General features: G+C 62.7%; 13 protein-coding genes. 7 read left to right on the top strand and 6 right to left on the bottom strand.

Annotated features, from left to right (window positions below; translation table 11 throughout):
• Position 1: 1 nt before the first annotated feature.
• The 6 genes from PHS32_RS21040 to ycaO form a co-directional block, all read right to left on the bottom strand.
• Positions 2-688, bottom strand: coding sequence for a carbonic anhydrase family protein (locus PHS32_RS21040; protein ID WP_301081260.1), 687 nt, complete (start codon positions 686-688; stop codon positions 2-4).
• Positions 689-696: 8 nt separating this feature from the next.
• Positions 697-1,875 (bottom strand): acetyl-CoA C-acetyltransferase, encoded by a 1,179-nt coding sequence (locus tag PHS32_RS21035; RefSeq protein ID WP_301081259.1) that lies wholly within the window; start codon positions 1,873-1,875, stop codon positions 697-699.
• A gap of 26 nt (positions 1,876-1,901) precedes the next feature.
• Positions 1,902-3,620, bottom strand: coding sequence for a class I poly(R)-hydroxyalkanoic acid synthase (phaC, locus tag PHS32_RS21030; RefSeq protein WP_301081257.1), 1,719 nt, complete (start codon positions 3,618-3,620; stop codon positions 1,902-1,904).
• A 137-nt stretch (positions 3,621-3,757) separates the two neighbouring features.
• Complete coding sequence (gene pgeF / locus PHS32_RS21025) at positions 3,758-4,570, bottom strand: peptidoglycan editing factor PgeF (RefSeq protein ID WP_301081255.1); 813 nt, start codon at positions 4,568-4,570, stop codon at positions 3,758-3,760.
• Between the two features lie 61 nt (positions 4,571-4,631).
• Positions 4,632-5,123 carry a hypothetical protein gene (locus PHS32_RS21020; RefSeq protein WP_301081253.1) on the bottom strand — a complete coding sequence of 164 codons (492 nt, stop codon included), beginning with the start codon at positions 5,121-5,123 and terminating at the stop codon, positions 4,632-4,634.
• A gap of 51 nt (positions 5,124-5,174) precedes the next feature.
• Complete coding sequence (gene ycaO, locus PHS32_RS21015) at positions 5,175-6,905, bottom strand: 30S ribosomal protein S12 methylthiotransferase accessory factor YcaO (RefSeq protein WP_301081251.1); 1,731 nt, start codon at positions 6,903-6,905, stop codon at positions 5,175-5,177.
• Positions 6,906-6,997: 92 nt separating this feature from the next.
• Between ycaO and PHS32_RS21010 the strand changes: the two genes are divergently transcribed.
• From PHS32_RS21010 to PHS32_RS20980, 7 genes are all read left to right on the top strand, one after another.
• A complete protein-coding gene (locus tag PHS32_RS21010) occupies positions 6,998-7,300 on the top strand; it encodes an antibiotic biosynthesis monooxygenase (protein ID WP_301081249.1) in 303 nt (100 codons plus the stop codon).
• Positions 7,301-7,316: 16 nt separating this feature from the next.
• Positions 7,317-8,012, top strand: a complete 696-nt coding sequence (locus tag PHS32_RS21005) for a fumarylacetoacetate hydrolase family protein (RefSeq protein WP_301081246.1) — start codon at positions 7,317-7,319, stop codon at positions 8,010-8,012.
• Positions 8,013-8,032: 20 nt separating this feature from the next.
• Entirely contained in the window at positions 8,033-8,578 is a 546-nt protein-coding gene (locus tag PHS32_RS21000) for an NUDIX hydrolase (protein WP_301081244.1), read from the top strand.
• Entirely contained in the window at positions 8,559-8,690 is a 132-nt protein-coding gene (locus PHS32_RS20995; RefSeq protein ID WP_301081243.1) for a hypothetical protein, read from the top strand. Before PHS32_RS21000 ends, PHS32_RS20995 begins: the two co-directional genes overlap by 20 nt.
• Before the next feature lie 6 nt (positions 8,691-8,696).
• Entirely contained in the window at positions 8,697-10,106 is a 1,410-nt protein-coding gene (locus PHS32_RS20990) for an exonuclease domain-containing protein (RefSeq protein WP_301081241.1), read from the top strand.
• A complete protein-coding gene (locus PHS32_RS20985; RefSeq protein WP_301081240.1) occupies positions 10,099-10,713 on the top strand; it encodes a hypothetical protein in 615 nt (204 codons plus the stop codon). The genes PHS32_RS20990 and PHS32_RS20985 overlap by 8 nt, the downstream gene beginning before the upstream one ends.
• 263 nt (positions 10,714-10,976) lie before the next feature.
• On the top strand, positions 10,977-11,603 hold the full coding sequence (locus tag PHS32_RS20980; protein ID WP_301081239.1) for a hypothetical protein: 627 nt from the start codon (positions 10,977-10,979) through the stop codon (positions 11,601-11,603).
• Positions 11,604-11,655: the final 52 nt, after the last annotated feature.

The following is an 11,655-nucleotide window of genomic DNA, read 5'->3' as shown; positions in this document are numbered from 1 at the left end:
GCTACCAACTCTCCTCGACGATGCGCCCCTGCAGCGCTTGCGGGCCTCGAATGTTGTCGGCGAAGCGCGCGCGCCAAAAGGCCAACTGCGGCGCCGACAGGGTCAAGGGCTGCTTCATCACCAGCCACGTCACACCCTCCGTGCAAGGGGCGGCCGTCAGAGAGCCCGGATAGCGGTAATAGGCGCGGCTGACGGGCAGCAAGCCACTGGCGTCAGCCGTGGCGTTGGCGACAAGGTGATCGCCGTCCGCATGCGCCGGTAGATGCGGCCACAACGCCGCCAGCGCCGGGTTCTCGGCACCCTGGCGAAACAACACCACCAGCGCCAGCAATTGGCCGGACTTGCTCTTGTGCAGCAAATGGGCCGCCATGGGGAACTCTTCGCCAGCCAGGCGGTCACCGCCGGGCGTGTGAAAGTGAAACTGTTGCAGCGTGAAAACTTCCCTGCCGATCAGCAGTTGGCTGGCGTTGGCAAAACGCACGCGCGCGGTATGCCCGTCATTGGCAATCTTCAACGCTGCCGGCCGGTAACGGAACTCCAGCGCCGGCAACTTGTGCCTGACCGGCGCCACGATGTCGATGGGCGACTGCCGACGGCCGGTTTGACACAGCGCACTCTCGGCGCTGGCCAGTTGCGGCAGCAGCAACAAGGCCAAGGCCAACCCGGCACTGGCTCCGCGCAACAACATAAAACGGTTCAACGCTCTATCGTCAAAGCCACGCCCATGCCGCCGCCTATGCACAGGGAGGCAATGCCCTTCCTGGCGCCGCGGCGCTGCATCTCATGCAGCAGCGTGACCAGGATACGGCAGCCGGAGGCGCCGATCGGGTGACCGATGGCAATGGCGCCGCCGTTGACGTTGACCTTGGAGGTATCCCAGCCCATCTGCTGGTTCACCGCACAGGCTTGCGCCGCGAACGCTTCGTTGATTTCCAGCAGGTCCAGGTCGGCCGCTTTCCAGCCGGCCCGCGCCAGTGCCTTTTGCGATGCCGGCACCGGGCCCATGCCCATCAGCGCCGGGTCCAAGCCGCTGGTGGCGAAGCTGGCAATGCGGCCCATCGGCTTGAGCCCCAGGGCGGCCGCCTTGCTGGCGCTCATCACCATCACGGCAGCCGCGCCGTCATTCAGACCGGAGGCATTGCCGGCGGTCACGCCACCGGCTTTGTCGAAAGCCGGCCGCAAAGCCGCCAAGGCTTCGGCATTGGTCTTGCGGTTGAGGTATTCGTCGGCGCCGAACAGAATCGGATCGCCCTTCTTCTGGGCCAGGCTGAGGGTGACGATTTCGTCCTTGAACTTTCCGGCGTCCTGGGCGGCAGCGGCTTTTTGCTGGCTGGCCAAGGCCAAGGCATCCTGCATGGCACGGCTGATGCCGTATTGCCTGGCCACGTTCTCGGCGGTGACGCCCATGTGGTACTGGTTGTAGACATCCCACAGGCCGTCCACGATCATCGAGTCGACCATCTTCCAGTCCCCCATGCGCTGGCCGTCGCGCGAGCCCTGCAGGACATGGGGCGAGGCACTCATATTCTCCTGCCCGCCGGCAATCACGATCTCGCTGTCGCCATAGGCCACCGCCTGCGCCGCCAGCATCACGGCTTTCAGGCCGGAGCCGCAGACGGCGTTGATGGTGAGGGCCGGGGTTTCCATCGGCAACCCGCTCTTCATCAGCGCCTGGCGCGCCGGATTCTGGCCGACGCCGGCCGCCAGCACCTGGCCCATGATGACCTCACCGATCTGGTCGACGCCCAGCCCGGTGCGCGCCAGCAAATCCTTGATGACCGCGGCGCCGAGCTCGGGAGCCGAGGTTTTGGCGAGGCTGCCGCCGAACTTGCCGACAGCGGTGCGGGCGGCTGAAACGATAACGATGTCTTGCATTTCTTTCTCCTGATAAAAAAAACTGTTCAGGCCTTTGCCTTCACGTAGCGACCGGGCGCCGCCTCGATCGCCTTGTATTTTTTGCCTTTGCCGTAAGTTTTGGGGGCGGCAATCTGCTTGCCGGCCTGGGCTTGCAGCCACTCGGACCAGTCGGACCACCAGCTACCCGGGTATTCGGTCGCTCCGGCCAGCCATTCGGTACTGGTCTTGGGAAACTTGCCGTCTTCACGTCGCCAGTGGCTGCGCTTTTTGCTGGCTGGCGGGTTGATGACACCGGCGATGTGACCGGAAGCACCCATGACAAAACGTTTTTTGCCGGGCAGCACCTGGGTCGAGGCGTAGGCGCCGCCAATCGGCACAATGTGATCCTCGCGCGAGCCATAGATGTAGACCGGCAGGGTCAGCTTGCGTAAATCGATCTTTTCACCGCATACCAAGGCCTGGCCGGGCTTGACCAGCTTGTTTTCGAGGTAAGTGTTGCGCAGGTACCAGGCGTAAAAAGGGCCTGGCAGGTTGGTTGAATCGCTGTTCCAGTAGAGCAGGTCGAACGGTGGCGGTGTTTCGCCCTTCAGGTAGTTGCCGACGACGTAGTTCCACACCAGGTCATTGGGCCGCAGAAAGCTGAAGGTACTGGAAAGGTCCTTGCCCTTCATCAAACCGCCCTGGCCCATTTCCTGTTCCCGGTATTTGACGAAGGACTCATCGATGAAGACGTCCAGAATGCCGGTGTCGGTGAAATCAAGCAAGGATGTCAGAAAGGTGGCGCTGGCCACCGGCTTTTGGCCGCGCGCCGCCAGCACCGCCAGCGCACAGCCCAAAATAGTGCCGCCGACGCAAAACCCCAAGGCATTGATGGTCTTGGCCCCGCTGATTTCCTGCGCGACCTCGATCGCCTTGATGGCGGCGTCTTCGACATAGTCATCCCAGGTCTTGTGCGCCAGCGAGGCGTCGGGGTTGCGCCAGCTGATGACAAAAGTGCGGTGCCCTTGCGCCACGGCATAGCGAATCAGGGAGTTTTCCGGCTGCAGGTCCAGGATGTAGAACTTGTTGATGCAGGGCGGCATCAGCAGCAAGGGCTTTTCATAAACCTTGGCTGTCAGCGGCTTGTATTCAAGCAACTGAAACAGCTCGTTCTCGAATACCACGGCGCCCTCCGTGGTGGCGACGTTCTTGCCGACTTCAAACACGCTTTCGTCGGTCATCGACACATGACCCTGGCGCAGATCGTGAATCAAATTGGTAATCCCCTTGGCGATGCTCTCGCCCTGGGTCTCGATTGCCTTCTTTTGCGCCTCGGCGTTGAAGGCCAAAAAGTTGCTGGGCGCGGCGGCGGCGGTCAGTTGTTCCACCGTGAAACGAATGCGCGCGCGTGTCTTGGCATCGGCCTGCACCGCATCGGCCAAGGCCATCAGGGTGCGGCTGTTGAGCAGGTAGGCGGCAGCCGAAAAGGCGGCCACCGGATTGGCGCTCCAGGCTTGCCCGGCAAAGCGCTTGTCGCTGGACTGTGCCGTGGCCTGTGTCCACAGACCGGCGGCGTCCCGCAGGTATTGCTGCTGCAACTGTTGCAGCTTCTCGGGCGCAAAACCGATCTGGGGAGTTGCTGTGGCGGGTGCCACCTCGGCCACGCCCAGGCCACCCAAATCCAGGTTCTGGAAGGACTGAAATACCTTGTTCCAGCCCTCGCTCAATACCTGTTGAAATTGTTGCGCCGATTGGGCCCAAAATTCAGGGGAGTCCTGTGTCATGCCATGTCCTGTCTAGTGCTGCACGAGAGTGTAAACCCGAGTATCTCAGGTCCGGCGATGCGGTGCCCCGTTGCGGCCCCGGGCGAGCCGGCTGGGACGGCGCGATTGGCCGGCCAACAGGTTTTGCCGCTTGGACTTCAGCCCAGCCAGATGCAGGCTGCCATGCGACCGCCGACGTGATCGCGCCGGTGCGAAAAGAAGCGTGCCGGATGGCTGACCGTGCACCAGTCGCGACCGCCATCGTTGCCATATATTTCCCGCACGCCCAAGGCCCTCAAGCGCAAGCGGGCCAGGCCGGCCAGATCGGCCCACCATTTGGCTCCGCCTTTTGGCTTGAACAAGGCCTTTGCCGCGGGATCATTGTCGACAAAGGCATGGCGCACCTCGTCACCCACTTCAAACGCCTGTGGCCCTATGCAGGGACCCAACCAGGCCATGATTTCAGCCGCCTTGGTGGAACTCCGGGCCGACCCCGGTGCACCGAAACAGGCCACCACCGACTCCAGAATGCCAACCCCGCCCGACCCCGCCAAACCGCGCCAGCCGGCGTGCGCGGCCGCCACCCGGCTCCCTTGCAGATTGGTCAACAAGACCGGCAGACAATCGGCCACCATGATGGTGCAGGCAACGCCCCTCTGATCGGTAACGCAGCCGTCCGCTGGCGTTCCGTGCGCTGTGGCGGCCGACAGCGTCACCACCTGCACCCCGTGCGGCTGCGATAAAAAAACCGGCTGCGCATCAATTGCCTGCGCCAGAATGGCGCGGTTGGCAGCGACCGCCGACGGATCATCCCCGACATGCAGTCCCAGATTGAGCGAGTCGTAGGGCGCCACCGACGTGCCACCAACGCGCGTGGTGCACAGCGCGTGCACTTGCGCCGGGGCCGGCCATTGGGGTAGCAGCCATTGGGGGTTCAGCTTCGGCTCGACGCAAGGTTCGCTGATACTCATGGGGCCGAGGATAAACCGAAAGTCGCCCGCTTCGAGCGCCGGCGCCATCGCCTGCGACACTTCAATCCCGCAAGCCGGCCCACCAGGATTTCACCGAGCGCCTGAGTTGCTGTCCGGCGCGCCAGACGGCGGAGTTGTGTACCTGCTCCAGAACACCGTCTTTCCATTTCTTCCAGCGCGGGTACCACCAGGCGAACCAGCGCAATTGCAGCAACGCCGGCTGCGTCAACTGGAACAGGCGCGCCAGCACTGCGGTGCCTCCGATCTTGGCACTCAGCAACAAGACCAGACCCAGCGTAGCCTGGCCTTTTCCAAACAGGTACAGCGCCAGCAATTTCACCGGCAGCAAGGCCAGCATCGGGACGCCGAAAACGAGCACGGCCCAACGCGGTGACAAGCGCGCTATCTTTCGCTCCAGCGCGGCCCACAGGGCCAGTCTGGCGAGTCGGCCAAAAGCGGCGGCCAGCGGCTCCCAGCCCCACTCCTCAAAAAGCAGCAAGGCCGCAATCAGCGGAAAGAACAGCGCCCGGAGAATTTTCCTGACGATCTTCATCCCTCACTCCGGCGCTGGGCCGCCCCTCCAGGGAAAAGCCTGGGGACCAGGTCAGGCAGCACGCGCATGCACCTTGTCGTAGGCCAGCAGCAACTTGCGGTGCATTTCGCAGCCTTCCAGCAGCAGCCCCGGTGCCGGCAGGCCCATGAAGCGATCGGTTTGCATGATCAGCGCATGCGCCTGCGCCACCGCGCCGGCACCGTACAGTTGGCGCAAGGCATCCAGGTAGGGACCGCTGTCGCCCATGTCGGCCAAGTTGATCAGGCACTCGATGCAGGCGTAAACCGCGCGCCGCTGCGGGTTGAGCTGATCGAAATGCCGAATCCAGTGGCAGCCCTCCAGCGTGGCCGCTTCGTCGCCGATGGCCAGCGCCAGCAAGGTCTTGAGTTCACCGAGGCGCAGGTCGCTCCAGAACGATCCCGGATCGGCCGCCAGCCCGATCACCGCCGCCACCGGGCGCTGATCGGCCAGCGCCGATTCATTCAGGGTGGCCAGCAGATCGGCGCACTCCTCGTCGTCCAGATCGGACAGGTTCAGGATCGCTTCGCGGATCGCGTTGCCGACGCTGTTGTTCTCGAACTCCAGGTCGTCCACCGGGTAGATTTCAGACATGCCGGGCACCAGAACGCGGCAGGCGTAGACCCCCAGGTGGGTGAAGTCGGCGATGTAGATGTCGCGCCCGTCACGCTGGATGCGGTCAATGGCCCAGGCATAGTCCTCGGCCGTGCTGTTGCTGAAGTTCCAGTCGCAAAACTCGTAATCCGGCAGATCCCCCAGAAACTTCCAGTGGATGACGCCGCTGGAGTCGACAAAATGGATTTCGAGGTTGGTGGAACTGGCCACCTCTTCCAGATCGAAACCCGGCACCGGGAAGCCGGCCAGGGCGTCCAGCGCGCGGCCTTGCAGCAATTCGGTCAAGGCGCGCTCCAGTGCAATCTCGAAGCGCGGATGGGCACCAAAGCTGGCAAAGCAACCCTGGTCCTGCGGGTGCAGCAAAGTCACGTTCATCACCGGGTACTGACCGCCCAGCGAGGCATCCTTGACCAGAATGCCGAAACCGGCCGCGCGCAAGGCATCGATACCGGCAGCGATGCGCGGATAGCGCCCAATCACCGCTTCCGGCACGTCCGGCAGGCAAATGCCTTCGCTGACGATGCGAAATTTGATGTGCCGCTCGAAGATCTCCGACAAGGCCTGGGTGCGCGCTTCAAACTTGGTGTTGCCGGCCGACATGCCGTTGCTCACGTACAGGTTGCCGATGATGTTGACCGGAAACCAGGTCACGGCCCCATCGCGCTGGCGCAGGTAGGGAATGGCGCAGATGCCGCGCTCCACGTTGCCCGAGTTGAACTCGACCAGATTGCTGGCGTCAACGCTGCCTTCCGGGTTGTAGAACTTGTGCAACTCGGGATTCAGCAATTCGGCCGGCCAGTTGCCGTCCGCGCCGATTTCGAACCAGCGCTCCTGCGGGTAATGCACATGGTGGCGATCCGCCACCACCGGCCCCAGGTAATAGTGGGTCCAGAAATAGTTGGTCGAGAGACGCTCAAAAAACTCGCCCAAGGCGCTGGCCAGGCAAGCCAGCCGGGTCGCGCCCTTGCCGTTGGTGAACAAGAGAGGGCAATCGCGGTCCCGGATATGCACCGACCAGATGCCCTCCACCGGATTAAGCCAGCTGCGCTCCTCGATGTGAAAGCCCAGCGCCTGGAGCCGGGCTTGCAAGGTATTGATGGTGGATTCGAGCGAGGCGTCTTTTCCGGGAATAAAGTTTTCAGTGTGCATGGGTGCCAGCATACCGCAGCAAGACCATCGATGGCGGTGACGCTAAACTCGCCCCACTGCCACTTGCAACCGCCCCACCGGAGACTTTCATCATGATCCTCGAACTTGCCGACATCCGTATCCCCCCTGGACAGAACGCCGCTTTTGAAGAAGCCATCGCGCGCGGCTTGAAAACCGTCATTCACCAGGTCAAGGGCTTCCAGGGCTACAAGGTCAACCGCGGCATTGAAAACCCGGAGCGCTACGTGCTGCAGATTTTCTGGGATACGCTGGAAGACCACACGGTAGGTTTTCGCCAGTCGCCGGCGTTTGCCCAGTGGCGCGCCATCGTCGGCCCGTTTTTTGCCGCACCACCGGTCGTTGAGCATTTCGAACTCGTCACTAAATCAGCCTGAAGAAAGAAGCCTTCCCATGAGCTATGTTTTCACGCCCGCCGCCACCGTGTCGGTCCCGGTGCTGGGCACCGCCGCGCGCTTTCCGGTGCACCGTATTTACTGTGTTGGACGCAACTACGAGGACCACGCCAAGGAGATGGGTTTCAGCGGCCGCGAGCCGCCCTTCTTCTTCATGAAACCGGCCGACGCGCTGGTCGTGGTCAACGCCGGCGAGACCGGCAGCATGCCCTACCCCAGCCTGACCAAAAACCTGCACCACGAAATCGAACTGGTGGTGGCGATCGGCAAGGGCGGCAAGGACATCAAGGCGGCCGACGCCCAGCAACACATCTTCGGCTACGCCGTGGGCCTGGACATGACACGCCGCGACCTGCAAAACGAGATGAAAAAACAGGGTCGGCCCTGGTGCATCGGCAAGGGCTTCGACAAGGCGGCACCGATTGGCCCGATCACCCCGGCAGCAGCGGCCGGCGACATCGGCAAGGCCGAAATTTACCTGCAGGTGAACGGCCAGGAACGCCAGCGCAGCAATGTCTCGAAACTGATCTGGAACATCGCCGAAACCCTGGAACACCTGTCAGCGGCTTGGGAATTGCAGCCCGGCGATCTGATCTACACCGGCACGCCCGAGGGTGTGGCCGCCGTGGTGGCCGGCGACACCATGCATGGCGGCGTGAGCGGGCTGGAACCGATCACGGTCAGCGTCAAGTAGGGCCGCATTACACTGCCTTCATGCTGCGCAAGCCGATCAAACACTGCAAAGACTGCGGCGCTGCCGCGGTCTACCGCATCCCGGACGACGGCGATACCAAGGAGCGCGCGGTCTGCCCGGTCTGCCACAGCGTTCATTATGAAAACCCGCTGATCGTGGTCGGGACCGTGCCGTACTGGGAAAACAAGGTCTTGCTGTGCAAACGCAACATCGAGCCGCGCTGGGGCAAGTGGACACTGCCGGCGGGCTTCATGGAACTCGATGAAACGGTGGCCGAAGGGGCGGCGCGCGAAACACTGGAAGAGTCCGGCGCGCAGTTCGAACTGGAAGGTTTTTTCTCCCTGCTCAATGTCGCCCGCGTCGGCCAGGTCCACATGTTCTACCGGGCCCGCCTGCTGAGCGACCGCTTCAATCCCGGCTTCGAGACGATAGAAGCACGGCTCTTTGACGAAGCAGAAATTCCCTGGGATCAAATTGCCTTCAGAACCGTCAAGGAAACGCTGGAACGCTACTTCCGTGACCGCGCTGCCGGCCAGTTCAACTTTCATGCCGTCGATATTGTTTGAGCTGGCGCCCGACCAACTGATTCGCGTCCAACTGTGGCTCTACCGCATTGGCGGCTATCTGCTGATCAACTTTGTCGATGACCCGGTCTGGTTGGCGCTGATGTTCTGCTGACTTTCGATGCTGCCCCGCTACCTTGTGCTTGACCTGGAAACCACCGGTGGCAGCCCGGTGCACGACCGCATCACCGAAATTGCCGCGGTTCGCATCGAGGGCGGGCGGGAAGTGGCGCGCTGGAGCACGCTGGTCAACCCCGGCACCCCGATTTCCTCCTTCATCCAGAACCTGACCGGCATCAGCAACCAGATGGTGCGCACGGCGCCGGCTTTTGAAGAGGTCGCCCCGCGCTTGCTGGAACTGCTGGACGGCGCCGTGCTGGTGGCCCACAACGCGCGCTTCGACCACGGTTTCTTGTTGAACGAATTCGCCCGTCTGGAGGTCGCCCTGCGCGTCAAGACACTGTGCACGGTACGCTTGTCGCGCCGGCTTTACCCGCAGCAGCGCAGCCATGGCCTGGATGCCATCATGCAACGTCATGGCCTGACGAGCAAGCAGCGGCACCGCGCCATGGGCGATGTCGACGTGCTGCTGGCCTGGCTCGAACTCGCCGCACGAGAACTGGGCGCGGAGAAAATCAGCCACCAGGCGCAGACCCTTCTGCAAGGCAGCGCCGCCCTGCCACCGCTACTGGAAACTCCGGTCGCCGACATTCCCGAGTCGGCCGGCGTCTACCTCTTTTATGGCGAGAATCCCCTGCCTTTGTACATCGGCAAAAGCGTCAAGATGCGCAGCCGGGTGATGTCGCATTTTCAGGCCTCCGGCCGGGAAACACGGGAAATGCGCATGGCGCAGGAAATCCGGCGCGTTGAGTGGATAGAGACCGCCGGCGAACTCGGCGCCCTGTTGCTGGAGGCGCGACTGGTGAAACAGAAGCAGCCGCTGCACAACCGCCAGTTGCGCCGCGAACGCGGCCTGTGTGCCTGGCGGCTGGCGGCCGACCCGCTGGCGCGGCCACTGCTGAGTCTGGTCCGCGGTGAAGACCTGCAACCCCGGGAATTCGGCCAGCTGTACGGTGTTTACCGCTCCAAAAACCAGGCCCTGGCGAGCCTACGCGAGCTGGCCGAAACGCATGCGCTGTGCCCACAGGCGCTGGGACTGGAATCCGGCAAGGGCCGCTGCTTCGCACAGCAGATCGGCCGCTGCAAAGGCGTCTGCTGCGGACAGGAAAAACCCGAACTGCATTACCTGCGGCTGCAACTGGCGCTGGATCAGCAAAAGCTGCGGCTTTGGCCCTACGCCGGCAAAATTGGACTGCGAGAACACGATCCGCGGACCGGCCGCACCGACATTCACTTGTTCGACCAGTGGTGCCACCTGGCCACCGTGCACGACGAAGCCGAGCTGGAACAGGCACTGAGCAGCCGCGGCACACTGGCGTTTGACCTGGACACCTACCGCTTGCTGGTCAAACGCCTGCTGCTGCCCGCTAAGATGGGGTCCGAGCTGATCCGCTTTGCACACCATGCCTGAGAACTCCATCGCCGTCCTTGCCTTACCGGAGGATCCGCGCCACAAAATTGGCGACGCGATCCTGCGCCTGGTGTTGTCGGTACCGGAGTCGAATGAAGGGACAGCTGTGCAACCGGAGCTACGAGCGCGCTGGCTTGGCCGCGCGGCGGCCCGGCAAGCCAGCCTGATGGCCGGATCACTGGCCTTGCCACCGGGTGTTCTGGGTTGGCTGACGATCCTGCCGGAACTGCTGGCGGTGTGGCGGCTGCAAGCACAAATGGTGTCGGACATTGCCGCGGTTTACGGCAAAAGCGCCACGCTGGGGCGCGAGCAAATGCTTTACTGCCTGTTCAAGCACGTCTCGGCGCAACTTTTCCGCGATGTCGTGGTGCAGGTCGGCGAGCGCTTTGTGGTACAGCGTGCCTCCCTGGTCTTCATTCAATACGCGGCGCGGACCCTGGGCGTCAAAGTCACGCAGAACGTGATTGGCAAAAGTGTTTCCCGCCTGCTGCCACTGATTGGTGCGGTGGGGGTTGGCGCCTATGCCTACTTCGATACCACGCAGGTAGCGAAAACGGCGATTGCGCTGTTCTCAAGCGAGATCGTCCTGGATCCCCAAGCCAGCTGAGGTTGGCGCCACCGCCATCAGGTTCTTTACTTGCCTGACGCGGGCCATCCGTTGCCACTGTTTGCGCTAGGTCATGCGCCGCGGCGCCAACTGCTGCTTTAATCAGCCACTTATCTCTCCCTGGTCACGCGGCAGAGTTCGGCCATTGGCAAGGAAACGGTACGCCAACCAGACTCGGTGCCTATGGTCAACCCGGACCTGGAGAGTGAAAAGTAGCGCCAGAAGGCTGGGTCCCAAAGAAGCGATGCGGTAGGCAATTTGTCATGCACAAGGCGTTTTCAAGTCTCCGGGCACGTGTCCTCCTGTTGATCGCCATTCCGTTTGCAGTACTGTTCGGCACCGCGCTGCACCATATGCTTGGCATGCGCCAGGACCAGCTGGCCAATGCCAGGACGCGCGTGCTGGATACGGCACGCGTGATGGCGCTAGAACAGCAGCGCCTGATCGAGCGTATCCATGAAATCCTCTCGTCGATAGCGCGGCTGCCCAAGGTCGGTCGGGAACTCCCATGGAACGAGTGCAACCGCACGTTCGTGGCGCGGCGTCAACTTGAGCCGAATCTGAACAACATTGTTCTGGCGCTCCCCAATGGCGACGTGATATGCAGTGCCACACCCGGTTCCGGGAGCACCAATCTGGGTGACCGCGACCATTTCAAGGCCGCCATCGAGACCGGTGAATTCTCTGTCGGCGGCTACCTGGTTGGCCGCGACACGCACAAGCCGGGAATCGGCTTTGCCCTGCCCTTGCTGGATGAGGCGGGCGTCCCCCGCGCCGTGATTGCCGCCACGCTCAATCTTGCCTGGCTGGAGCAGGAAGTAACCATCCCCCGGCAAAGCCGGGGGCTTTCAAATTGTGAGCCGCTCAAAGCGGCAAAACGGGGTCGCTAACGCGGCCCCAACCCTTGGTGCCACCGTTTCGGTGGCCGTTTATCTCCACAGC

The organism is Rhodoferax sp. (genome assembly GCF_028714215.1).
Lineage (GTDB): Bacteria > Pseudomonadota > Gammaproteobacteria > Burkholderiales > Burkholderiaceae_C > Rhodoferax.
The sequence above is the reverse complement of the archived record's forward strand: the minus strand, read 5'-3'. Positions and strand labels throughout refer to the sequence as shown.